The sequence below is a fragment of the Mycobacterium sp. NGS29 genome (assembly GCF_059812965.1).
The window spans coordinates 38,105-60,321 of record NZ_JCALDR010000005.1 but is presented as its reverse complement, the minus strand read 5'-3'; the positions used below and the strand labels follow the sequence as shown (position 1 = coordinate 60,321).

Genomic DNA, 22,217 nt, shown 5'->3' with positions numbered 1-22,217 from the left:
TTCGTGTGTGTCGGTCATGACGCCTCGCTGTGTGGCTCGGTCAGTGCGATCGATTCCAATAGCGGCCAGCTGGCGTCCTTTTCGGAGATGACGGTGACCGGCAGCGGCCACTGGATGCCGAAGGTCGGTTCGTTCCAGCGGAAGTTCTCTTCGCTGCCCGGCACGTAGGGACCGCTGATCTGGTAGATGATCTCGGTGTCGTCGGTCAGGGTCTGGAAGCCGTGGGCGACGTACGGGGGCAGGAACAGCGCGCGGTGGTTGTCGGCGCTCAGTTCCACCATCACATGCTTGCCGTAGGTCGGCGATGTCGGCCGCACGTCCACGGCGACGTCGGCGATGGCACCGCGAATGCAGCGCACCAGTTTGGCCTCGGCGTGCGGCGGCAGCTGGCGGTGCAGACCGCGCACGGTGCCCCGGGTCTGGTTGAAGCAGATGCTGGTCTGGGACACCTCGGCGATAAGGCCGTGCTGCGCGAATTCCTCGGCGCAGAACACCCGCGAAAAGAACCCGCGGTGGTCGCGGTGTGGTTCGATGTCGACGATCGTCACGCCCGCAACGCTGGTGGGTGTGTATTTCATGCGGATCTCTTGTCCCCTCTGCTGATTCGGTGCGGTGGTTCGCGGTACTGGCTAGCTGCGCCGCGTCCCGACGGTCGGATCCAGCACGGCTTTTTCCACTACGAATGCCTCCGCGTACCGGGCGCGGCACTGCACGCCCCGGATCCGCATCAAGCCGAGGAACGTCTCGTCGTCGAACCAGTCCCGCCCCAGCTGTGACGGGTAGGACTCGGCCAACAGCCGGGCCTTCTGCTGCGCCAGCTCGTCTGGAATCGGCACGTAGAACGTGGGATTGGGTAGATCCGACTCCCACTTCAAAATTTCGTAGCCCAGCACCAAGTGCGCCCGGAACTCGGTGGGAAGCAGCTCGGCGAGCAGACGATGATCCTGGTGGTAGTCACCGCGCTGTGGTCCGAGGACGAGGTCCGGCTCGCAGCTGCGGCGGAAGTCGGCGAGGTGCCTCTTGACCGATCCCCAGTGTTCCGGCAATCGCCCGTCGGGTAGGTCTGTCACGGTCAGACGCACGTCGGCCTGCGGCAGAAGTGCTGCCAGAGCGCTCTTTTCCTCGACCTCGCGATCGGTGCCCGCGCCGGTGAGCACCAGAGCGTGGACGACCAGGCCGGGGTTGTTGCGCTCGAGGTGCATCAGGGTGGCACCCGCGCCGATCGCGATGTCGTCGCAGTGCGCGCCGATTACGGCAACGGAACCGATCCCGGTGCCCAACGACAGTGGCATCATGCCGATTGGCCCGCCGCGACCGGTGCTTCCCAGACCGCCCAGGGACGGATGCCCCTGTTGTAGTCGGCGTCGAGTTCAGCGCGCTCCTTGAACGTGTCGGCCGGCTTCCAGAAGCCGTCGTGCTGGTAGCCCAGCAGCCGGCCGGTGCCCGCCAGCGTCATGCACGCATCGCCGACCAGGTCGCCGTTCTCCGGAATCAGGTCGATGACGTCCTGGCGCAGCACGAAGTAACCGCCGTTGACCCAGATGGGGAACTTGGCGATGGGGGCGATCTCTTTGATGTCGCCGTCGGTGCTGACGTCGACGCAGTGGAACGATGACTGCGGGGGGACCACCAGCATCGACGCTGCGGCGCCCGCGTCGTGGAATCGGTCGATCATGGTGTCCAGCGGGGCATCGGTGAGCACATCGGCGTAGTTGGCCAGGAAGTACTCGTCGTTGCCGAGGTACTTGCGGACCCGCCGCAGCCGCTCGCCGATCGGTGACTCCAAGCCGGTGTCGACGAAGGTGATCGTCCAGTCCGACATGTCGGTGTCGAGCAGCTCGACGTTGCCGCCGCGCATGACGAAGTCGTTGGACTCGGTCTCGCGGTAGTTGACGAAGAAATCCTTGACCATGGCCTGGCCGTAGCCCAGGCACAGGATGAACTCGGTGTGCCCGTAGTGCGCGTAGTAACGCATCACGTGCCACAGCAACGGGCGGGGGCCCACCATTTGCAGGGGCTTGGGAACCAGGTCGCCGTCGGCGCTGCGCATCCGCATGCCGTAACCGCCGCAAAAAAGTACGACCTTCATTCCGTGCCCCTTCCAGGCGGACCGACAAACTCGGCCACTAGTTACTACTCAGTATACATACTATTAAGATGGTTTATAGCGTAAAAATCAACATTGAGTTTGTTATCGACTGGATTGTCCTTGATCCGGTGCAGGGACTCGCGTCAGCTCCGGGTCACAGCACGGCGCCGTAGCCCGCTGACGGCGGCTGCGCCATCACGGTGGGAACCAGGCCGTACCGGGGGCCGGGAGCCGGGCCCGCGGCCGCTGCACCGCGCGGCATGCCGCCCAGCAGACTCGGCGGCACCGCCCCCAGAGCGGCGCCGTTGGCTCCAGGCAGTGCCGAGCTGATGCCGGTCAGGTGCGCCGTCGGAATCACGCTGGTCCACGTCGGCGGCACCGACAGGGAGCCGAGGCTCGCGGCCTGACCCATCGCACCCAATGCGCCCGCACCGGCAGCCTCCGCACCTGCGGCGGCCGCCCCCGCCGCGGCCTCTGCTGCCTCGGCGGCCACTTCACCGGCCACCACGCCGGCCGTCTGGGCCATGCCCTGCATGGTCTGGGCAATGCTCAACAGGCTGCTCAGCGCGAATAGCGGCATGACCGCGATGTTCAGATAATTGGCCATGTCGCCGCTGGACATCGCGCTGCTGGTCGGCAGGACGGCCGCCGCGGCAGCGGACTCCGCCGAGGCCAGCGAGGTCGGGGCCGCCAGGCCCTGCAACGCGGTGGGCAGCGAGTTCACCAACGAGGACAGCGTGGTCTGGGTGGCGGCGGCCTCGCCGGTGGCCTCGGACACCGCGGTGGCCTGGCTGGCCAGCCCAGCTGCATCGGTGACCTGCGGCGGCGCCTCGAACGGTGCGAGCGTGGTAGCCGCAGCCGAGTTGGCCGCATAGCTGTACATGGCCAGGGCGTCCTGCGCCCACATCTCGCTGTAGTGCGCCTCGGTGGCTGCAATGGCCGGCGAGTTCTGACCGAAGAAATTGGTGGCGACCAATGCCGCCAACAGCGTCCGGTTGGCGGCGACCACCGCCGGGGGGACCGTCATGGCGTAGGCGGCCTCATAGGCACCGACTGCGGCCCTGGCCTGGCTGGCTGCCTGCTCGGCCTGGGCTGCGGTCGTTCCGACCCAGACCGCGTACGGGGTGGCCGCCGCCGCGGCGGCGATCGCCGCGGGACCCAGCCAGGGTCCACTGGTCAGGCCGCTGATCACCGACGAGTACGACGAAGCCGCCGTCTGCAGTTCGGCCGCCAGCTCGTCCCATGCCACGGCAGCCGTCAGCAAGGGTGCCGCGCCTGCGCCGAGGTACATCCGCGCGGAGTTGATCTCCGGTGGCAGTGCCCCATAGTCCATTGCTCTTATCCCCCGTGCGTCAACTGGTCGCAGCTACGTTGGCGGCCTCTGTGGCGCCATAGGATTCCGCGCTGACCTGCATGGTCTGCACCAACATCTGGTGAATTGCGGCGGCCTGAGCGCTCACGGCCTGGTACATCTGCCCGTGTGCGGCGAACTGCATCGCGGTCAGGGCGGATACTTCGTCGGCCGCCGCCGGGGCCAGGCTGGTCGTGGGTATCGCTGCGGCAGCGCTGCCTGTGCTGACGGCGGCGCCGATACCTTGCAGGGTGCCGGCCGAGGCCGCTAACACTTCTGGGTGCGTGGTAACGAACGACATGCGCCCCTCCCCATCCATCGGACTCGATCTCGACCGCGTCGCGGCTTCCGGCTCCCGGTTGCCCAAACCAGCATCCTGTTCAAACCGAACTATACATACTTTTTGTACGCTCGCGAGTCCTCAGATTGACTTCAAGTATTTGTAGAGGGGTTTTCCGGTCTTGTGTGGCGTAGAACACATCGGATCAGGACCAGACTGCTAACCTCGCAGTGGCGTGTAATTGCTACGTGAGGCATAAGTGCCGGTACCTTCGTCCTACGAACCCGGCGGTCCGCTCAAGGAAGGCATCGTGATGGTGGAAGCGACGCGCATCGGTGCCAGGGGCGACGCCGCGGTCTCGGCGGGTCACCCGACCAACGGGTCGTATGACGACTGAACAGGCCGACGGACGGGCCGACACCACCCGGCAACATATTCTGCGGGCCGCCGCACACCAGTTCGCTCGACGTCCCTACCACGATGTCGGCCTGGACGACATTCTCGCCGAAGCCGAACTGACCAAAGGCGCGATGTACTTCCACTTCCGGTCCAAGCACGCGCTTGCGGTTGCCATCATCAACCAGCACACCTCGGCGGGGCGGACGGCGGTCGACGATCTGCTGGCCAGGCACCTTTCCGGCTTGGAGACCCTGGTCGACTTCTGCTACCTGGCCGCTGTCCAGGACATGACAACGGATGTGGCCCGGGCCGCGTCGCACCTGCTCGAGACGGTCGGGCGGACAGAGGGGCTGCAGGCGCAGCTGCTCAACGGCTGGATGGACATGCTGGCCGGGGTCGTCGAGAGGGCGATCGCCGAAGGTGATGTCGCTGCCCGCTGGGAACCGCGTGACGTGGGGCGGCTCATCGTATCGATGTACATGGGGCTGCGACAGACCAGCGACCTCGACGATCCGCAGCGCTACCTGCTCGATCTGGAAAGAAACTGCATGCTGGTGCTGGCGGGGATCCTGGAACCCGACCGGCTCGATTACTTCACCCAATTCGTCCGTCGGCGCACCGCGCTGGCCATCTCTGCCGCCGGGGCGTCCCCGTCCGCGCGGTGAACGGCGCGGAACGAAACCACGCATAGTCAGAGACGCCGCTCCGGCGGCTGTTAGGCTTACCCGCTGACCAGGAAGAACGAGACGTGCAGGTCCGGAGCCTAACCGGAAGAACATGCTGCGGAGGGCGGGATATGGCGCGCCAGGTTCGGTCTGAGGTGACCCGCCGGAAGATCCTCGATTCCGCGATCGACGTTTTCAGCGAAGTCGGGTATGCCGCGGCCGGCTGGGGCACGATCATCGAGCGAACCGGCATGACCAAGGGCGCGCTCTACCACCATTTCGATTCCAAGGAAGCCCTGGCCTCCGACATCATCGACGAGGGTGCCGAGGTTCTGCTCGCAGCGTTTCGCAACGTCTGCGGATCGGCGTCTCCGGCCCTGGAGAACATGATCCACGGCACGTTCGCCATCGCCGCGGTGCTCAATGCGGACAAGACGGCCCGCGCGGCCGGCCAATTGGTCGCCGCGCTGAGCGGATACAACGACGCGGCGGCGCGCTCCTGTTCGGCCTGGGTTGCCGAGGTGACCGCGCAGGCGCGTCGGGCAATCGCCGAAGGTGATCTGCGCGAAGACGTCGACCCGGTCGCACTCAGCGAGGTGATCGTCGGGGCGATGGTCGGAACGCGCCTGCTGTCCATCGCGATGGCGCGCGGCCGCAGCACAGACGGTCCGCGAACCGAACGCACCTCGCAACTGAGCCAGATCTGGCTGCTACTGCTGCCCGGCGTTGCCTCCGACGCATCGCTGCCGTACTTCCAGCAGTTCCTGGCCCGAGAGGCGATGCGCCACAACCGTCCCAGTATCGCCGTCGTGCCGGACGGCAACTAGCCGACTGCGCTCGCGGCGTTACTGGGCCGGCGGTCCCTGATGATGCGGGCCGGGACGCCGGCGACGTCAACGTCGTCGGGCACCGGCTTGGTGACGACCGCGCCCGCATAGATCCCGACGCGGCTGCCGACGTCGACACCCAGGATTACCGCGCCGGGAAAGATGAACACGTCGTCGCCAATGGTCGGATACTCGCCGGGTCGCCCTTCACCGATGGTGACTCCCTGATGAATCCGGCAGTTCGCGCCGATTCTGGCGAGGTGATGGACGTGCACCCAGCCGACATGGGCAACCGATAGGCCCGGCCCGAACGAATTCAGCGAGATGCCGAAGCCGAGTTTCTCGCCCAGAAATTTCAATCGCAGCCGCAAGTAGGCGGCGAGGAGGTGACCGGCCGGCGTCCGGGCGGTGTTCGTCCAGTATTCGGTTTTGCGCAGCATCCGCTGGAAGTACGGCGCGCGTTGGGTGATGCGGTAGCGATGCCGCCAGCGCTCCAAGCCTTGTGCCTGCAAATCCGCCGCCAGGTAGGCGTCAAGGTCACTGCGCGTCCTGATCACCCGCCAAACCATACTACAAGTATCAGAAAATGGGTAGAGCGTGACTTGCAGTCTGAGGCGGGTGCCTCAGCGTTCCTCTTCCCACAACTGCTCGGTGAGGTCCTGGAAAGCGGCAAGGGCGAACTTGTCGTCGGCGCGCATCACCGCCGAGCGGCTCATCAGGGCCCGCACCACCGAGCCGTCCTTATGTGCCAGTTCCACCACCATGTTCGCCAGGGCGTGCACGAAGGAGAGCAGTGATGACTCCGATTCGGGAGCCTGGTGGAAGATCTCGTGGAACCTCAGCGTCAGGACCTCTTCGGGCTCGCAGCCCACCATCTGTGCAAACGCCGTATTGGTGAACAGGATGCTGCCGTCGTCGGCGACAGCAAGGACGGGAACCGGGATCCGTTCCAGCACCACCAGAGCAGGCAGCTGCTTGAGGGTGGTCATCGGCGATTGGCTGACCTGCCGAGTCCGTCTGCGCTCCACAGCCCGATTATGGCCTACGGCGAAACTTCACTTCACCCGACTTCGGTGGGAGCCTGATACCGCGGGAAAACCCCGGCCGGCGCCGGCAGTTCGGTGCCCGGTCTCAGTCGTGTACCGATCGCGCTGAACGACCGCCGATCGTCGGGCTGGCCCAGCAGGTCGAGCAACTTCGCGGCCGACTCCGGCATCACGGGAGCGACCAGCAGCGCCGCGATGCGGACCACCTCGCAGGTGACGTAGAGCGTCGTGCGGAACCGGTCCTGGTCGGCATCGGTTTCGCTCTTGCGCAACACCCAGGGCTGCTGCGCCGAGAAGTACTTGTTGGCATCGCCGAGCATCAGCCAAATAGCTTCCAGCGCAAGGTGCATCGACTGAGTGTCGAAATGTGCGCGCACCCGCTCCAGCAACCCGTCGGCCGTCGTCAGCAGGTCGGTGTCGGCGTCGATGAACTCACCGGGATCGGGCACCGTCCCGTTCAAGTTCTTGGCCACCATCGACAACGACCGCTGCGCCAAGTTTCCCAACTCGTTGGCCAGGTCGGTGTTGATCCGCGTGATGATGGCCTCGTCGCTGTAACTGCCGTCCTGACCGAACGGCACCTCGCGCATCAGGAAGTAGCGGATCTGGTCCACCCCGAATGTGTCGACCAGAGCCACCGGGTCGACGATGTTGCCCACCGACTTGCTCATCTTCTCGCCACTGTTGAGCAGGAATCCGTGCGCGAAAACCCTTCGAGGCAGCGCGATTCCGGCCGACATCAGGAACGCGGGCCAGTAGACGGCGTGAAACCTGATGATGTCCTTGCCGATGATGTGCAGGTCGGCCGGCCAGTACCGGCGGAACGACTCCGATTCGGTATCCGGAAAGCCAACGCCGGTAAGGTAATTCGTCAATGCGTCGATCCAGACGTACATCACGTGGTCGGGATGTCCCGGCACCTGCACGCCCCAGTCGAACGACGTCCGCGAGATGGACAGGTCGCGTAACCCGCCGGAGACGAAGCTGACCACCTCGTTGCGGCGCACGTCGGGTCCGATGAAATCGGGATTCGCCTCGTAGTGGGCCAGCAGCTTGTCGGCGTACGCCGACAGCCGGAAGAAATACGTCTGCTCCTCGGTCCAGGTGACCGGGGTGCCGGTCTCCACGGCGATCCGGGTTCCGTCGACGACCGTGGTCTCCGATTCGACGAAGAACCGCTCGTCGCGCACCGAGTACCAGCCTGAGTACGCGTCCAGATAGATGTCGCCTGCGGCCTCGATGCGCTGCCAGATCTGCTTGGACGCCTCGTGATGGTCGGCGTCGGTGGTGCGGATGAACCGGTCGAACGAGATGTTCAGCTTCTCCTGCAGCCGCTGGTAGACGTCGGAGTTGCGGCGCGCCAGCGCGGCGGTGGGCAATCCTTCGGCCGCCGCGGCCTGGGCCATCTTGAGTCCGTGCTCGTCGGTGCCGGTCAGGTACCGCACGTCGAAGCCGTCGAGGCGCTTGAAGCGTGCGATGACGTCGCTGGAGATGAACTCATAGGCGTGCCCCAGATGCGGCGCGGCATTGGGATAGGTGATGGCGTTGGTGACGTAGTAGGGCTTCATCGGGATTCACCCTATTGGGTGCGGCGGGTGCGTGGGCGCGACGTGAGAGGGTGTGCAACGTGAGCCCCACCCGCGCAGCACCGCCGCCGCCGGAACCGCTCTCGCCGTTGATCGACGCGCACACCCACCTCGATGCCTGCGGCGCGGTCGACGCGGCCGACGTGCGCGCGATCCTCGACCGCGCGGCCGCCGTCGGCGTGGTGGCGGTGGTCACCATCGCCGACGACATGGACTCGGCCCGCTGGGTCACCGACGCGACCGAGTGGGACTCCCGGGTTTACGGTGCGGTGGCCCTGCACCCCACCCGCGCCGATGCGCTCACCGGGGCGGCCCGCGCCGAGATCGAGGAACTCGCGGCCCACCCGCGGGTGGTGGCCGTCGGCGAAACGGGAATGGACCTGTACTGGCCCGGCCGGCTCGACGGTTGCGCGCAGCCGCAGGTGCAGCGCGAGGCCTTCGCGTGGCACATCGATCTGGCCAAACGGCTGGGCAAGCCGCTGATGATCCACAATCGGCAGGCCGACCGCGACGTGCTGGACGTGCTGCGCGCCGAAGGCGCTCCCGACACCGTGATCATGCACTGCTTCTCCTCGGACAGCGCGATGGCCCGGGAGTGCGTAGCCGCCGGATGGTTGCTGAGCCTGTCCGGGACGGTGAGCTTTCGCAATGCTCGAGAGTTGCGCGAGGCCGCCCTGCTGATACCGGTGGAGCACCTTCTGGTGGAGACCGACGCGCCATTTTTGACGCCGCACCCGTACCGCGGTGCAGCAAATGAGCCTTACTGCCTGCCGTATACCGTTCGCGCGCTGGCTGAGCTGGTCGACCGGCCGGCCGAGGAGCTAGCGCAGATTACTGCCAGCAATGCGGTAAGGGCCTACGGACTGCAGGGGTGCGGCCGCTGAACGGTCCTGAATTCAACATGCTCGAGTTGCTCAGCACCCGACGTTTCGTTACCGTCTTGTGATCGTACGGGTGGGCCTCTGGGCCCATTTTGTCATTTCAGCTGAATATGGTCGGTAGCTCAATGCTGAGTTGTTGCTGCGTAACGGTCGCTGTAGGTCGGGACTAACTGGGATTAGACATTGAATCTGCTTACTAAACTTCATCAAACTGAATCGCCGATGTTGCGCCTGGTGGTTGGCGCTTTATTAGTGGTACTGGCATTCGCCGGCGGCTTCGCCGTGTCCGCGTCCAAGACGGTGACCTTGACCGTGGACGGCACGTCCATCCAGGTCAACACGATGAAGTCGCGGGTCAGCGACATCATGGCGGAGAACGGTTTCGACGTGGACGCGCGGGACGACCTCTACCCCGCCGGGGACGTCTCCGTCGGCGACGCCGCCACCATCGTGCTGCGCCGCAGCCGCCCGCTGCAGATCACTCTGGACGGCCAGAACTCCCGGCAGGTGTGGACCACCGCGTCCACCGTGGACGAGGCGCTGGCGCAGTTGGCGATGACCGACACCGCCCCCGCCGCCGCATCCCGGGCCAGCCGCGTCCCGTTGAACGGCATGGCTCTGCCGGTGGTCAGCGCCAAGACGGTCCAGATCGACGACGGCGGCGTGCAGCGCACAGTGCACCTGCCCGCGCCCAACGTCGCCGGGTTGCTCGCCGCGGCCGGCGCCCCCCTGCAGGACAGCGACCAGGTAGTACCCGCCGCCAACGCGCCCGTCGTCGACGGCATGCAGATCCAGGTCACCCGCAACCGCATCCAGCGGGTCACCGAGCAGATGCCGCTGCCGCCCCCGGCGCGGCGCATCGAGGACCCGGAGCTGAACATGAGCCGCCAGGTCGTCGAGGACCCGGGCAGCCCCGGCACCCAGGAGGTGACCTTCGCGGTGGCTGAGGTCAACGGTGTCGAAACCGGTCGCCTGCCGATCGCCAACACGGTGCTGGCCCCGGCCCGCGAAGCCGTGGTCCGGGTCGGCACCAAACCCGGCACCGAGGTTCCCCCGGTCAGCGACGGTGGCGTCTGGGACTCGCTGGCGGGCTGCGAGGCCGGCGGGAACTGGGCGATCAACACCGGCAACGGCTTCTACGGCGGCGTGCAGTTCGACCAGGGCACCTGGGAGGCCAACGGCGGGCTGCGCTACGCGCCCCGGGCCGACCTGGCCACCCGGGAGGAACAAATCGCCGTCGCCGAGGTGACCCGGCAGCGTCAAGGTTGGGGTGCCTGGCCCGTGTGCAGTGGCCGGGTGGGTGCGCGCTGACGATCCGGCTGCTCGGACGCACCGAAATCAGGCGGCTGGCCAAAGAGCTTGATCTGCGGCCACGGAAATCGCTCGGACAAAACTTCGTTCACGACGCCAACACGGTGCGCCGCGTGGTGACGGCCTCCGGCGTCGGCAAGTCCGATGTGGTCCTCGAAGTCGGGCCGGGGCTGGGGTCGCTGACGCTGGCGCTGCTGGACCGCGGCGCGACCGTCACCGCCGTCGAGATCGATCCGGTGCTGGCGGCCCGGCTGCCGCAGACCATCGCCGAACATTCCCACAGTGAGATGCAGCGATTTTCGGTGATCAACCGCGACGTGCTGTCGCTGCGTCGCGAAGAACTCGACGTGCAACCCACCGCGGTGGTGGCCAACCTGCCCTACAACGTGGCGGTGCCGGCGCTGCTGCATCTGCTCGCGGAATTTCCCTCCATCCGTGTCGTGACGGTCATGGTGCAGGCCGAGGTGGCCGAACGGCTGGCTGCCGATCCCGGTGGCAAGGAATACGGGGTGCCCAGCGTCAAGATGGGTTTCTACGGCCGGGTACGCCGCTGCGGCACGGTGCCGCCGACGGTGTTCTGGCCCATCCCGCGGGTGTATTCGGGGCTGGTGCGCATCGACCGCCACGAGACGTCGCCGTGGCCCACCGACGAAGCGTTCCGCCGGCGCGTCTTCGAGCTGGTCGACATCGCCTTCGGCCAGCGGCGTAAGACGTCGCGCAACGCCTTCGTGCAGTGGGCCGGTTCCGGCAACGAGTCCGCGAGTCGGCTGCTTGCCGCCAGCATCGACCCCGCCCGGCGCGGTGAGACGCTGTCGATCGAGGATTTCGTGCGGTTGCTGCAGCGTTCCGAGTCGGCGTCAGACCACCCCGGGGGCGGGGAGGATCCCGCACAGGTCTCGGCCGGCTGACGGGACGCGCCGCGATAGTCTGCTGCGGTGGTCGCGGATGTCTGAGAGCAACACCGCCGAGTTGTGGGTGCCCACCGGGTCGGTCACCGTGCGGGTGCCGGGCAAAGTCAACCTCTATCTGGCCGTCGGTGACCGCCGGGATGACGGCTATCACGAGCTGACGACGGTGTTCCACGCTGTCTCGCTGTTCGACGAGGTCACGGTGCGCAACGCCGACGTGCTGTCGCTGGAGTTGGTCGGCGAAGGCGCCGACAAGCTGCCCACCGACGAGCGCAACCTGGCCTGGCAGGCCGCCGAGCTGCTGGCCGAGCACGTGGGCCGGGCGCCGGACGTCTCCGTCCTGATCGACAAATCCATCCCGGTGGCCGGTGGCATGGCCGGCGGCAGTGCCGATGCGGCCGCGGTGCTGGTGGCGATGAATTCGCTGTGGGAACTGAACCTGCCGCGCCGTGATCTGCGCCTGCTCGCCAGCCGGCTGGGCAGCGACGTGCCGTTCGCGCTGCACGGCGGCACCGCGCTGGGCACGGGGCGCGGCGAGGAGCTCGCTACGGTGTTGTCGCGCAACACGTTCCACTGGGTGCTGGCGTTCGCCGACAGCGAGTTGCTGACCGCGACGGTATACGGGGAGTTGGACCGGCTTCGAGAGGTGGGCGACCCGCCCCGGCTGGACGAGGCGGGCCCCGTGCTGGCGGCCCTGGCGGCCGGGGACCCGCACCAGCTCGCGCCGCTGTTGGGCAACGAGATGCAGGCCGCGGCGGTCAGTCTGGACCCAGCGTTGCGCCGGGCGCTGCGGGCGGGAGTGGATGCGGGCGCGCTGGCGGGCCTGGTGTCCGGTTCGGGTCCGACCTGCGCCTTTCTGTGCGCCTCCGCGGAGGCGGCGGTCGATGTCGCCACGCAGCTGACCGGGGCAGGGGTGTGCCGCACGGTCCGGGTCGCCACCGGTCCGGTGCCGGGTGCCCGGGTGGTGCCGACCCCCGCCGACGGTGCCTGACGGCCGTCGTCGATGTGAGATCGCACTCAAATCCCGTCACCGTTTGGCAGTTACTTAAGAGTTGCTTAAGATAAGCCGCGGTGACGAGTCACGGTTGGCAAAAGCAAACCCAGCGCAGGACCGCGTTCATCACCAAATCGAGACCTAACCGCTCCCCAAAATGTGTGCGCGCCTGCCCTCAAGCGAGATCTGGCGGGTGCAACATGAAAACCCGGACCTTGGGGATGCGCTGGAACCGAGGAGGTTTGCGTGAGCAGGTTTACCGAGAAGATGTACCGCAGTGCCCGCACCGCGACGACGGGCATGGTCACCGGTGAACCCCACGAACCCGTCCGGCACACCTGGGGCGAGGTGCACGAGCGGGCCCGCTGCATTGCCGGCGGGCTGGCCGCCGCGGGCGTAGGTCTCGGCGACGCTGTCGGCGTCCTCGCGGGTTTCCCGGTGGAGATCGCGCCGACCGCGCAGGGCCTGTGGATGCGCGGCGCCAGCCTGACCATGCTGCACCAGCCGACGCCGCGGACAGACCTGGCGGTGTGGGCTGAGGACACCATGACGGTGATCGGGATGATCGAGGCCAAGGCCGTGATCGTCTCCGAGCCGTTCACGGTGGCGATTCCGGTGCTCGAAGACAAGGGCATCAAGGTCCTGACGGTCACCGATCTGCTCGCGTCGGACCCCATCGACCCGATCGACGTCGGCGAGGATGACCTGGCGCTGATGCAGCTGACCTCGGGTTCGACGGGTTCGCCGAAGGCGGTCCAGATCACCCACCGCAACATCTACTCCAACGCCGAGGCGATGTTCGTCGGCGCCGAATACGACGTCGACAAAGACGTGATGGTCAGTTGGCTGCCCTGCTTCCACGACATGGGCATGGTCGGCTTCCTCACCATCCCGATGTTCTTCGGGGCGGAGCTGGTCAAGGTCACTCCGATGGACTTCCTGCGGGACACGTTGCTGTGGGCGAAGTTGATCGACAAGTACCGGGGCACCATGACGGCGGCGCCGAACTTCGCCTACGCGCTGCTGGCCAAGCGGCTGCGACGGCAGGCCAAGCCGGGGCAGTTCGACCTGTCCACGCTGCGTTTCGCGCTGTCCGGCGCCGAGCCGGTCGAACCCGCCGACGTCGAGGACCTGCTGGACGCCGGCAAGCCGTTCGGGCTGCGGTCGTCGGCGATCCTGCCGGCCTACGGCATGGCCGAGACGACGCTGGCCGTGTCGTTCTCGAAGTGCAACTCCGGCCTGGTGGTCGACGAGGTCGACGCCGACCTGCTGGCCGCGCTGCGCCGGGCCGTCCCCGCGACCCACGGCAATACCCGCCGGCTGGCCACGCTGGGGCCGCTGCTGCAGGATCTGGAAGCCCGCATCGTCGACGAGGACGGCACGGTGATGCCGTCGCGCGGCGTCGGTGTCATCGAGTTGCGCGGCGAGTGCCTCACCCCCGGCTACATCACCATGGGCGGGTTCATCCCGGCGCAGGACGAGCACGGCTGGTACGACACCGGTGACCTCGGCTACCTCACCGACGAAGGCCACGTGGTGGTGTGCGGCCGCGTCAAGGACGTGATCATCATGGCTGGGCGCAATATCTACCCGACCGACATCGAGCGGGCGGCGGGCCGGGTCGACGGGGTCCGTCCCGGCTGCGCGGTGGCGGTCCGCCTCGACGCCGGGCATTCGCGGGAGTCCTTCGCCGTGGCCGTCGAGTCGAACGCTTTCGAGAACCCGGCCGAGGTGCGTCGCATCGAGCACGACGTGGCACACGAGGTCGTCAAGGAGGTCGACGTGCGTCCGCGCAACGTGGTGGTGCTGGGGCCCGGGACCATCCCGAAGACGCCGTCGGGCAAGCTGCGCCGCGCCAACTCGGTCACGCTGGTCACGTAGCGCGGGCGGGTGTGAGCCGGTGGCTTTGAGTGTGAGCCGGCGGCGCTCGGCACGGCGTGTCGCCCGCCCTGCGTTCACACTCAAAGCAGTGCTAGCACAATGGATCTGGCTTCTACCAGGCGTGCACCCGGTTCTGCGCGGGTTCGAGGCCCAGTTCGATCAGTAGCTCCGCGGCATCGGCGGCCTGCTCGCAGATGGTCGGCACTTCGGCGCGTTCGGTTGCGTTGAACGGCTCCAGCACGAAGGCTGCCGGGTCTTTGCGTCCGGGCGGCCGGCCGATCCCGATCCGGACCCGCTGAAAGTCCTTGCTGCCCAGCGCCGATGCCACCGAGCGCAGCCCGTTGTGGCCGCCCTCGCCGCCGCCCAGCTTGAGCCGGATGCGGCCGAACTCCAGGTCGAGCTCGTCGTGGATGACGATGATGTCGGCGGGGGGCACCGAGTAGAACTTGGCCAGCGGCCCCACCTGGCGCCCCGACTCGTTCATGTAGCAGCGCGGCTTGGCCAGCACCACCGACCGGCCGGCCAACCGGCCGGTGCTCACCTCCGCGCCAGAACGTTTGTGCACCTTGAACTTTGCACCGATTCTGGCGGCGAGTACGTCGGCAACCAGGAAGCCGACGTTGTGGCGGGTCCGGGCGTAGTTGTCGCCCGGGTTGCCCAGGCCGACCACCAGAAGCGGTTCGGCCACGCTTTCCTACTCGGACTCGGCCTGGTCGGCGTCGGCGTCGCTGCCCTCGTCGCCGGCTTCCGCGCCCTCCTCGGCGGCCTCGCCTTCCTCACCCGCGCCCTCCTCGGCCAGGTCCTGGGCGGTCGGCGCCGGAACCACGTTGACCACCAGCAGCTCGGGGTCGGAGACCAGGCTGACACCGTTGGGCAGCTCGATCTGGCCGGCGGTGAACTGGGTGCCGGCGGTCGCGCCTTCAACGGAGACGGTCAACTGCTCGGGGATCGACAGCGCCTCGGCCTCGATTTCGATGGCGTTGGTGTCCTGGGTGACCAGCGTGTCCGGACCCGCTTCGCCCTCGACCACGACGGTGACCTCCACGGTGACCTTCTCGCCGCGGCGCACGACCAGCAGGTCGGCGTGCTGGATGCTGCGGCGGATCGGGTGGATGTCCAGCGCTTTGGTCAACGCCAGCTGTTCCTTACCGGCGATGTCCAGGCTGAGCACTGCGTTGGTGCCGGAGTGGCGCAGCACGGCGGCGAAGTCGTGGCCGGGCAGTTCGAGGTGCTGGGGTTCGCTGCCGTGGCCGTAGAGAACGGCGGGAATCCTGCCTTCGCGGCGGGCCCGGCGGGAGGCGCCTTTGCCGGTCTCGGTACGCACGGTGGCGGTGAGCTGGTTAGCGGTGGCTTTAGCCATGTGTGTCGCTCCTGTGTTTCGGGGCACGGCCAGGAACGCGACGATTTGTCGGTCTCCGTCGATAACGGTGCTGGTCGAACCGGTGCACCCTCGCCGTGACGCCCGGCTAGGTTACCGCATCGGCGGGTCGCGGCGGAAATTCGGGACCCGGCCGCTGACGCTGCGGCTGTGGCGACTTCGGACGAGAGACGCCCGCCGTCGGCGCAGAGTCAGCGACTCTGGGGCGGCTTCAGAGCGCGAACTTGGTGTCGGTGAGCTGCTCGGAGAGTTCCCACAGCTTGGTCGCGGTGTTCGTGTCCTTTGCGGCCCGGCTGCGTGCGACGGGCTGGCTGCGGCCGAACTGGCCGAAGCGGGGCCCGATGAACGTGTCACCGGGCACATCCTGGGACGCCGCATACAGCGTCTGCCGGGCGCCGAAATCGGCGTCGGTGGCCAGGAACCGGGTCACCGTCGACATGACGGCGTCCTCGAGTTTGCGGCCGGACGCTCCCTGCAGGTGGGTGCGCGAGTAACCCGGGTGCGCCGCCACTGCGCGCAGCGACGACCCGGCGCCCTCGAGTCGCCTCTGCAGTTCGCTGGTGAACAGCAGGTTGGCCAGCTTGGACTGGCAGTAGGCCAGCCAGGGCGAATACTTGCGGCGCTGCCAGTTCAGGTCGTCCAGATCGACCCGGCCCGGCCAGTGCATGATCGACGACACCGAGACCACCCGGTCGGTGAGCTTGGGCAGCAGCAGATTCGTCAAGGCGAAATGCCCGAGGTGGTTGGTGCCGATCTGGCTCTCGAAGCCGTCAGTGGTCAGGGCGTACTGGACACCCATGATCCCGGCATTGTTGATCAGGATGTCGGCGCCGTCGACGCTCTCGGCGAACTGCCGCACCGAGGACAGATCCTGCAGGTCCAGCGCGCGCACCTGCACATCACCGTCGATCTCGGCCGCGGCTTTCTCGCCCTTCTCGGTGTTGCGGACGGCCATGACGACCGTGGCGCCGGTACGGGCCAGTTCGCGGGCGGTGACCGCGCCCAGCCCCCCGTTGGCGCCGGTGACGATCACGGTGCGGCCGGCGAACGAGGGAAGGTCAGCAGCTGTCCAAGTCATGGTCCCCACTGTATTGGCGTGCACAGTGCGGCCTCGGACAGGGCGGCTCTGCCGGCTGGTCAAAAGCGGCGTGACTCCATAAGACTGAGGCGATGACATCCTCGTCCGAGCGGTTGCTTTTCAAGTTCCTCAGCATTCACGACAAGATCTATCAGGCCACGAACGGCCGGATAGGCCATCGGTTGCCGGGGATGCCACCCAACCTGCTGCTGCACACGGTGGGAGCCAAGACGGGTCAGCCGCGCACGACAACGCTGACCTACGCCGAAGACGGCGACGACTACCTGGTGGTGGCGTCGAAGGCCGGGTATCCCAAGGCGCCCGGCTGGTATCACAATCTGAAGGCCGACCCCAACGTCGAAATCAATGTCGGCGCAAAGCGGTTGGCCGTCACCGCGCACCCGGTGTTGCCCGATGATCCCGACTACGCGCGACTGTGGAAACTCGTCAACGCCAACAACTCCGACCGGTACATCGGGTACCAGAAGAAGACCTCGCGGCCGATCCCGGTGATTGTGCTGACACCGAAGGCCTGAGGAGGACCGACGCTACTTCTTGGCGACCACGAAGCCGCGGATGATTGCCTCGACGTCATTGGACTCGGCGACGGCCTCGTCAGCCAGGCTGGTGATGATCAGCTGCACCAGATACTGCTGATTTCCCGGCGCTGCACCGGTGGGCAACACCACCCGGTTCCAGCTGCGCATCCGCGCGCCCTTCAGCTCGTAGGTACCCTGCACCATCGACGAGGGAAAGCCGTTGAAATCAGCGGTGGACGCGTCCAATTGGTGGAAGTCCTGCGGCAGATCGGCATTGGCGTGCTTGATCGCCTCGCGAGGGTTGAATTCTCCGCGCAGCCTGATTACCACCATGATTGCCGCCGGGTAGTTATTCCCCTTGGAGATCATTGTTCTGGCGGCGGTGACCTTCGGATCGCCGCCGCGTGCTGACCACCCGGGCGGCGTGGGAATCGACACCGTCAGATCGGTCAGGTCACCTGGCGAGACCGGTTCACCGGTAACTCCTTCACCCTCAAGATATTTCGACAACGGGACCGGCGGGGCCGTCGGCTCGGCAGACCCGCTGGTAGTCGCACTGGTCGTCCAGATCGATTGATAGTCGGGGGCTTTGGCGCCGCAGGCGACCCCCGATAACGCCAGGACAGTAACCACGAGGGTGCTGAAAAGCTTGTCTCTCACAAAATCTCGCGGACCGCATCGATCGGTCGGGCCAGTCGGGTGCCCTTGGGGGTGACGACGAACGGCCGTTCGATCAGGCTGGGATGCTCGGCCATCGCGTCGAGCAACTCGTCGTCACCGGCGTCGGCCAAATCAAGTTCGGTGTACAAAGACTCGCGTTTGCGCACCGCGGCACGAACCTCAATGCCGGCATCGGCGATCAGCTGCGCCAATTCGTCCCGAGTGGGCGGCGTCTTCAGATACTGGACGACCTCAGGCTCTAACCCGTTGTCCCGCAACAAGTCCAGCGTCTTGCGCGACGTACTGCACTTAGGGTTGTGGTAGATCACGGTGCGACCAGAACCCATTACGCGTCCCCGTCGAACAGTCCTGTGACTGAGCCGTTTTCGAAGACCGCCCGGATGGTGCTGGCCAGCAGCGGCGCGATGGACAGCACGGTGAGCTGCGGGAAGCGCTTCTCCTCACCGATCGGCAAAGTGTTGGTGACGATCACCTCACGCGCCCCGCAGGCGGCCAGTCGCTCAGCGGCCGGGTCGGACAGCACGCCGTGGGTGGCCGCGATCACCACATCCTCGGCGCCGTCGTCGCGCAACAGCTTGACCGCGCCGGCGATGGTGCCGCCTGTATCGATCATGTCGTCGATCAGCACGCAGGTGCGCCCCTGCACCTCACCGACCACGCGGTTGGACACCACCTGGTTGGGCACGCGGGGGTCGCGGGTCTTGTGGATGAACGCCAACGGCACGCCGCCGAGGGAGTCGGCCCACTTCTCCGCAATACGGACCCGCCCGGAGTCGGGGGAGACGACCACCATGTTGCCGTCGGGATAGTTGTCGCGGATGTAGCCGGTCAGCAGGTTCTGCCCGCGCATGTGGTCCACGGGTCCGTCGAAGAATCCCTGGATCTGGTCGGTGTGCAGGTCGACGGTCACGATCCGGTCGGCGCCCGCGGTCTTCAGCAGGTCGGCCACCAGCCGTGCCGAGATCGGTTCGCGGCCGCGGTGCTTCTTGTCCTGCCGGGCGTAGGGATAGAACGGCAGGACCGCGGTGATCCGCTTGGCGCTGCCCCGCTTCAGCGCGTCGATCATGATCAGTTGTTCCATCAGCCAGGTGTTGACCGGCACCGGATTGGACTGCAGCACGAAGGCGTCGCAGCCGCGCACCGACTCGTGGAACCGCACGAAGATCTCGCCGTTGGCGAAGTCGCGCGCCGTCTGCGCGGTGACGTGAACGTCGAGTTCCTTGGCTACCTGCTCGGCCAGCTCCGGGTGGGCGCGGCCGCTGAACAGCATCAGGTTCTTGCGGTTGTCGGTCCAGTCGTGGCTCAACGTGCTGCCCTCGCCGTGTCGAGATCGGGAATGGAAGGCCTCATCGTAGCCGGGTTTCCGGGAAACCAATTCACGGTGTCTGTTCTGATTCGGGCTTGCGGCCGGCGTCGTCGGCCGCTTTTGCCGCTGCCGACCCGGGGCGTTTGTGCTGCACCCAGTTCTCGATGTTGCGTTGGGGACCGGCTGACACCGCCAGGGCGCCCGGCGGCACGTCTTCGCGGACCACGGTTCCGGCGCCGGTGTACGCGCCGTCGCCGATGTTCACCGGGGCGACGAACATGGTGTCCGAGCCGGTCCGCACATGGGAGCCGATGGTGGTGCGCCGTTTGGTCACGCCGTCGTAGTTGACGAACACGCTGGAGGCGCCGATGTTGCTGTGGTCGCCGATGTCGGCGTCGCCCACGTACGTCAGGTGCGGCACCTTCGTTCCGGTGCCGATGGTGGCGTTCTTGACCTCGACGAATGCGCCGAGTTTGCCGTCGGCTCCGAGCACGGTCCCGGGCCGCAGATAGGTGAACGGTCCCACCGTGGCGCCGTCGCCGATCGTCGAGGACGAGCCGTGGGTGCGGCAGACCGTTGCGCTGTCGCCGACGCTGACGTCGGTCAGCGTGGTGTCCGGTCCGATAGCGCAGCCGGCGCCGATCTGGGTACGGCCGAGCAGCTGGGTGCCCGGCTGGATGACGGTGTCGCGGCCGACGGTGACGTCGACGTCGATCCAGGTGGTGGCAGGGTCGATCACGGTGACTCCGGCAAGTTGGTGGGCGGCCACCACGCGGCGGTTGAGTTCGGCGCCCAACTCCGCGAGCTGGACGCGGTTGTTGACCCCGGCCACCACCGCACTGTCCTCGATGTGGCGGGCGCTGACCGTGTGGCCGTCGCGACGCAGGATCGCGATCACGTCGGTCAGATAGAGCTCCTGCTGGGCGTTGTTGGAACTCAGCCGGCCCAGCGCCGAGCGCAGGGCGGCGATGTCGAACGCGTAGACGCCGGTATTGACCTCACGGATGCCGCGCTGCGAGGCGGTGGCGTCGGTCTGCTCGACGATCGCCATCACCTCGTTGTCCTGGGTGCGCAGGATGCGGCCGTAGCCGTGCGGGTCGTCCAGCGTGGTGGTCAGCACGGTCACGGCCGCAGACGTCGAACTATGCGTGGCGATCAGGTCGGCCAGGGTGTCGGCGTCCAGCAGCGGGGTGTCGCCGGCGGCAACGACGACGATGCCGGCGTAGTCGTCGGGCAACGCGGACAGACCACACAGCACCGCGTGCCCGGTGCCCAGCGGCCGATCCTGCAGCGCGACGTCGATGCTGCGGCCCAGATTGTCGGCCAGCTCGCCGACCAGCGGGGATATGCGCTGGTGGTCGTGGCCGAGTACCACGACCAGATGTTGCGGCGCGAGCTTGGTCATCGCGTGCAGGGAGTGTGACAGCATGCTGCGCCCGCCGAGGGTGTGCAGCACCTTGGGGGTATCCGAGCGCATCCGGGTGCCGGGCCCGGCCGCCAGGACCAGGACCGCGGTGTCACCACGAAACGTCATCGACCCTCCTCACCGAAGTTTGGCGCGCTGAGCGTGCGCATTTGTACGCCGACACGCCGTTAAGAGTGGCATTTCATGCACGCTCGCGGCAAAAAACGGGGCTCCGTCGCCAGGACTCGAACCTGAACTATCTGAACCAAAATCAGAGGTGCTGCCGATTACACCACGACGGATTGGGGGTGGCCGGTGCGCGACCGCCCAGATGACTTTAGTCTGCCGACGATGCCGGGCGCTTGCGGCCGGAGGAGGAGGCTGACCGTGGGGCTGAGTCTGCCGACGATGCCGGGCGCTTGCGGCCGGAGGAGGAGGCTGACCGTGGGGCTGGGTCTGCCGACGATGCCGGGCGCTTGCGGCCGGAGGAGGAGGCTGACCGTGGGGCCGGGCGCTTGCGGCCGGCTAGACCGCCACGTGCGTCGACGGCAGAATGTCTGAGATGGACAACCTGGTCGAGCTGTGGCCGATTGCGGTGTTCTCGGTCGTCCTTTCGGTGTTGTGCGGGCTGTACGCGGTCAGGGTCGCGCGACGCAAGAACCGCGGCGTCGGCGAGTCTTTTGCCCTCGGCGCTCTGCTGGGTCTGATCGGCATCGTGATCGTCGCCTTATTGCCGGCCGGGACCAAGGGGTCCATGGAACAGGCGGGGCAGCCGGGCAAAGCCGCTTGACCGCTCCGCAGCCGACCCGTCGACGTTCGGTGCAACGACCGCAAACACCGATACCCTGATTCCCGTGGCTGAGCCGCTGAAAAGTGTGGAGAAGGAAGCGCGGACGCCCCGCGCCCGGATGACCGGCAGCGAGCGCCGACATCAGCTCATCGGCATCGCCAGGTCGCTGTTCGCCGAACGCGGCTATGAGGGCACGTCGATCGAAGAAATCGCCCAGCGCGCCAATGTGTCCAAGCCCGTCGTCTACGAGCATTTCGGTGGCAAGGAGGGGCTGTACGCCGTCGTCGTCGACCGGGAGATGTCGGCGCTGCTGGACGGCATCACGTCGTCGCTGACCAACAACCGGTCCCGGGTCCGTGTCGAGCGGGTGGCGTTGGCGCTGCTCACCTACGTCGAAGAACGCACCGACGGCTTTCGCATCATGATCCGGGACTCGCCCGCCGCGATCAGCTCGGGCACCTATTCCAGCTTGCTCAACGATGCCGTCAGCCAGGTCAGCTCCATCTTGGCCGGCGACTTCGCCCGGCGCGGTCTGGACCCGGGCCTGGCGCCGCTGTACGCCCAGGCGTTGGTGGGTTCAGTGTCGATGACCGCGCAGTGGTGGCTGGACACGCGCGAGCCCAAGAAAGAAGTGGTCGCCGCGCATCTGGTCAACCTGATGTGGAACGGCCTGACGCATCTGGAAGCCGATCCGCAGCTGCGGGACGAATAAGCCAGCTCGGTGCGCGGGCGCGGTTGATTCTGCGGCTGTGGCGGGGAAGTGCGAGTGAGCGCGCCCTGAGCGCAGAGTCAACGCCCGAGGGACGCCCGCCGCCCGACGGG

Annotated in this window: 26 protein-coding genes and 1 tRNA gene; 11 read left to right on the top strand and 16 right to left on the bottom strand. The window is 66.9% G+C overall.

Annotation, left to right across the window (positions count from 1 at the left end; all coding sequences use genetic code 11):
- Positions 1-14: 14 nt before the first annotated feature.
- The 5 genes from rfbC to AC5Y5Z_RS08695 all read right to left on the bottom strand — a co-directional run bounded on the left by rfbC (position 15) and on the right by AC5Y5Z_RS08695 (position 3,741).
- Positions 15-578: a dTDP-4-dehydrorhamnose 3,5-epimerase gene (rfbC, locus tag AC5Y5Z_RS08715; RefSeq protein WP_499924674.1), complete on the bottom strand. Its 564-nt coding sequence runs from the start codon at positions 576-578 to the stop codon at positions 15-17.
- A 51-nt stretch (positions 579-629) separates the two neighbouring features.
- Entirely contained in the window at positions 630-1,295 is a 666-nt protein-coding gene (locus tag AC5Y5Z_RS08710; protein ID WP_499924672.1) for a PIG-L deacetylase family protein, read from the bottom strand.
- Positions 1,292-2,089, bottom strand: a complete 798-nt coding sequence (locus AC5Y5Z_RS08705) for a glycosyltransferase family protein (protein ID WP_499924671.1) — start codon at positions 2,087-2,089, stop codon at positions 1,292-1,294. The genes AC5Y5Z_RS08710 and AC5Y5Z_RS08705 overlap by 4 nt, the downstream gene beginning before the upstream one ends.
- Before the next feature lie 154 nt (positions 2,090-2,243).
- Entirely contained in the window at positions 2,244-3,422 is a 1,179-nt protein-coding gene (locus tag AC5Y5Z_RS08700; RefSeq protein WP_463827451.1) for a PPE family protein, read from the bottom strand.
- 19 nt (positions 3,423-3,441) lie between these two features.
- Positions 3,442-3,741, bottom strand: a complete 300-nt coding sequence (locus tag AC5Y5Z_RS08695) for a PE family protein (RefSeq protein WP_499924669.1) — start codon at positions 3,739-3,741, stop codon at positions 3,442-3,444.
- A 238-nt stretch (positions 3,742-3,979) separates the two neighbouring features.
- On the opposite strand from AC5Y5Z_RS08695, the gene AC5Y5Z_RS08690 reads away from it, so the two are divergent.
- The 3 genes from AC5Y5Z_RS08690 (at position 3,980) to AC5Y5Z_RS08680 (ending at position 5,611) form a co-directional block, all read left to right on the top strand.
- Positions 3,980-4,117 carry a hypothetical protein gene (locus AC5Y5Z_RS08690; RefSeq protein ID WP_499924668.1) on the top strand — a complete coding sequence of 46 codons (138 nt, stop codon included), beginning with the start codon at positions 3,980-3,982 and terminating at the stop codon, positions 4,115-4,117.
- Positions 4,107-4,784, top strand: a complete 678-nt coding sequence (locus tag AC5Y5Z_RS08685; RefSeq protein WP_499924666.1) for a TetR family transcriptional regulator — start codon at positions 4,107-4,109, stop codon at positions 4,782-4,784. Before AC5Y5Z_RS08690 ends, AC5Y5Z_RS08685 begins: the two co-directional genes overlap by 11 nt.
- 131 nt (positions 4,785-4,915) lie before the next feature.
- Complete coding sequence (locus AC5Y5Z_RS08680) at positions 4,916-5,611, top strand: TetR family transcriptional regulator (RefSeq protein WP_463827455.1); 696 nt, start codon at positions 4,916-4,918, stop codon at positions 5,609-5,611.
- Here AC5Y5Z_RS08680 and AC5Y5Z_RS08675 read toward each other — a convergent pair.
- The 3 genes from AC5Y5Z_RS08675 to metG all read right to left on the bottom strand — a co-directional run bounded on the left by AC5Y5Z_RS08675 (position 5,608) and on the right by metG (position 8,225).
- Complete coding sequence (locus AC5Y5Z_RS08675) at positions 5,608-6,168, bottom strand: LbetaH domain-containing protein (protein WP_499924664.1); 561 nt, start codon at positions 6,166-6,168, stop codon at positions 5,608-5,610. The two genes, AC5Y5Z_RS08680 and AC5Y5Z_RS08675, sit on opposite strands and share 4 nt — an antisense overlap.
- A gap of 66 nt (positions 6,169-6,234) precedes the next feature.
- Entirely contained in the window at positions 6,235-6,600 is a 366-nt protein-coding gene (locus tag AC5Y5Z_RS08670) for a PAS domain S-box protein (protein ID WP_463827457.1), read from the bottom strand.
- Positions 6,601-6,671: 71 nt separating this feature from the next.
- Positions 6,672-8,225 carry a methionine--tRNA ligase gene (metG, locus tag AC5Y5Z_RS08665; protein ID WP_499924663.1) on the bottom strand — a complete coding sequence of 518 codons (1,554 nt, stop codon included), beginning with the start codon at positions 8,223-8,225 and terminating at the stop codon, positions 6,672-6,674.
- Positions 8,226-8,284: 59 nt separating this feature from the next.
- Here metG and AC5Y5Z_RS08660 point away from each other — a divergent pair, with 59 nt between their 5' ends.
- The 5 genes from AC5Y5Z_RS08660 to AC5Y5Z_RS08640 all read left to right on the top strand — a co-directional run bounded on the left by AC5Y5Z_RS08660 (position 8,285) and on the right by AC5Y5Z_RS08640 (position 14,218).
- Positions 8,285-9,127 carry a TatD family hydrolase gene (locus AC5Y5Z_RS08660; RefSeq protein ID WP_499924662.1) on the top strand — a complete coding sequence of 281 codons (843 nt, stop codon included), beginning with the start codon at positions 8,285-8,287 and terminating at the stop codon, positions 9,125-9,127.
- A gap of 180 nt (positions 9,128-9,307) precedes the next feature.
- Positions 9,308-10,435, top strand: a complete 1,128-nt coding sequence (locus AC5Y5Z_RS08655; RefSeq protein ID WP_463827460.1) for a resuscitation-promoting factor — start codon at positions 9,308-9,310, stop codon at positions 10,433-10,435.
- The gene (rsmA, locus tag AC5Y5Z_RS08650; RefSeq protein WP_463827461.1) at positions 10,408-11,343 is read left to right on the top strand and encodes a 16S rRNA (adenine(1518)-N(6)/adenine(1519)-N(6))-dimethyltransferase RsmA; all 936 of its coding nucleotides are present in this window, start codon (positions 10,408-10,410) and stop codon (positions 11,341-11,343) included. Before AC5Y5Z_RS08655 ends, rsmA begins: the two co-directional genes overlap by 28 nt.
- 37 nt (positions 11,344-11,380) lie before the next feature.
- Entirely contained in the window at positions 11,381-12,334 is a 954-nt protein-coding gene (locus tag AC5Y5Z_RS08645) for a 4-(cytidine 5'-diphospho)-2-C-methyl-D-erythritol kinase (RefSeq protein WP_499924659.1), read from the top strand.
- A gap of 249 nt (positions 12,335-12,583) precedes the next feature.
- On the top strand, positions 12,584-14,218 hold the full coding sequence (locus tag AC5Y5Z_RS08640) for a fatty acyl-AMP ligase (protein ID WP_499924657.1): 1,635 nt from the start codon (positions 12,584-12,586) through the stop codon (positions 14,216-14,218).
- Positions 14,219-14,330: 112 nt separating this feature from the next.
- Here the strand turns inward: AC5Y5Z_RS08640 and pth are convergent, their stop codons facing one another.
- The 3 genes from pth to AC5Y5Z_RS08625 all read right to left on the bottom strand — a co-directional run bounded on the left by pth (position 14,331) and on the right by AC5Y5Z_RS08625 (position 16,674).
- On the bottom strand, positions 14,331-14,906 hold the full coding sequence (gene pth, locus AC5Y5Z_RS08635; RefSeq protein WP_499924656.1) for an aminoacyl-tRNA hydrolase: 576 nt from the start codon (positions 14,904-14,906) through the stop codon (positions 14,331-14,333).
- A gap of 6 nt (positions 14,907-14,912) precedes the next feature.
- Complete coding sequence (locus AC5Y5Z_RS08630) at positions 14,913-15,578, bottom strand: 50S ribosomal protein L25/general stress protein Ctc (RefSeq protein ID WP_499924654.1); 666 nt, start codon at positions 15,576-15,578, stop codon at positions 14,913-14,915.
- Positions 15,579-15,807: 229 nt separating this feature from the next.
- Positions 15,808-16,674 (bottom strand): oxidoreductase, encoded by an 867-nt coding sequence (locus AC5Y5Z_RS08625; protein ID WP_499924652.1) that lies wholly within the window; start codon positions 16,672-16,674, stop codon positions 15,808-15,810.
- 92 nt (positions 16,675-16,766) lie between these two features.
- On the opposite strand from AC5Y5Z_RS08625, the gene AC5Y5Z_RS08620 reads away from it, so the two are divergent.
- The gene (locus tag AC5Y5Z_RS08620; RefSeq protein ID WP_463827467.1) at positions 16,767-17,210 is read left to right on the top strand and encodes a nitroreductase family deazaflavin-dependent oxidoreductase; all 444 of its coding nucleotides are present in this window, start codon (positions 16,767-16,769) and stop codon (positions 17,208-17,210) included.
- 12 nt (positions 17,211-17,222) lie between these two features.
- Here the strand turns inward: AC5Y5Z_RS08620 and AC5Y5Z_RS08615 are convergent, their stop codons facing one another.
- The 5 genes from AC5Y5Z_RS08615 to AC5Y5Z_RS08595 all read right to left on the bottom strand — a co-directional run bounded on the left by AC5Y5Z_RS08615 (position 17,223) and on the right by AC5Y5Z_RS08595 (position 20,907).
- Positions 17,223-17,873 carry an LpqN/LpqT family lipoprotein gene (locus AC5Y5Z_RS08615; protein ID WP_463827468.1) on the bottom strand — a complete coding sequence of 217 codons (651 nt, stop codon included), beginning with the start codon at positions 17,871-17,873 and terminating at the stop codon, positions 17,223-17,225.
- Positions 17,870-18,220, bottom strand: coding sequence for an arsenate reductase (glutaredoxin) (gene arsC, locus AC5Y5Z_RS08610; protein ID WP_499924650.1), 351 nt, complete (start codon positions 18,218-18,220; stop codon positions 17,870-17,872). The genes AC5Y5Z_RS08615 and arsC overlap by 4 nt, the downstream gene beginning before the upstream one ends.
- Positions 18,220-19,200 (bottom strand): ribose-phosphate diphosphokinase, encoded by a 981-nt coding sequence (locus AC5Y5Z_RS08605; protein ID WP_499924648.1) that lies wholly within the window; start codon positions 19,198-19,200, stop codon positions 18,220-18,222. Before AC5Y5Z_RS08605 ends, arsC begins: the two co-directional genes overlap by 1 nt.
- Before the next feature lie 70 nt (positions 19,201-19,270).
- The gene (gene glmU, locus AC5Y5Z_RS08600; RefSeq protein ID WP_499924646.1) at positions 19,271-20,734 is read right to left on the bottom strand and encodes a bifunctional UDP-N-acetylglucosamine diphosphorylase/glucosamine-1-phosphate N-acetyltransferase GlmU; all 1,464 of its coding nucleotides are present in this window, start codon (positions 20,732-20,734) and stop codon (positions 19,271-19,273) included.
- A 101-nt stretch (positions 20,735-20,835) separates the two neighbouring features.
- Positions 20,836-20,907, bottom strand: a tRNA-Gln gene (locus AC5Y5Z_RS08595).
- Between the two features lie 260 nt (positions 20,908-21,167).
- Here AC5Y5Z_RS08595 and AC5Y5Z_RS08590 point away from each other — a divergent pair.
- Together AC5Y5Z_RS08590 and AC5Y5Z_RS08585 are read left to right on the top strand one after the other, a co-directional pair.
- The gene (locus tag AC5Y5Z_RS08590; RefSeq protein ID WP_499924645.1) at positions 21,168-21,395 is read left to right on the top strand and encodes a hypothetical protein; all 228 of its coding nucleotides are present in this window, start codon (positions 21,168-21,170) and stop codon (positions 21,393-21,395) included.
- 118 nt (positions 21,396-21,513) lie between these two features.
- On the top strand, positions 21,514-22,107 hold the full coding sequence (locus tag AC5Y5Z_RS08585; RefSeq protein ID WP_463827515.1) for a TetR/AcrR family transcriptional regulator: 594 nt from the start codon (positions 21,514-21,516) through the stop codon (positions 22,105-22,107).
- The last annotated feature ends 110 nt before the right edge of the window (positions 22,108-22,217 follow it).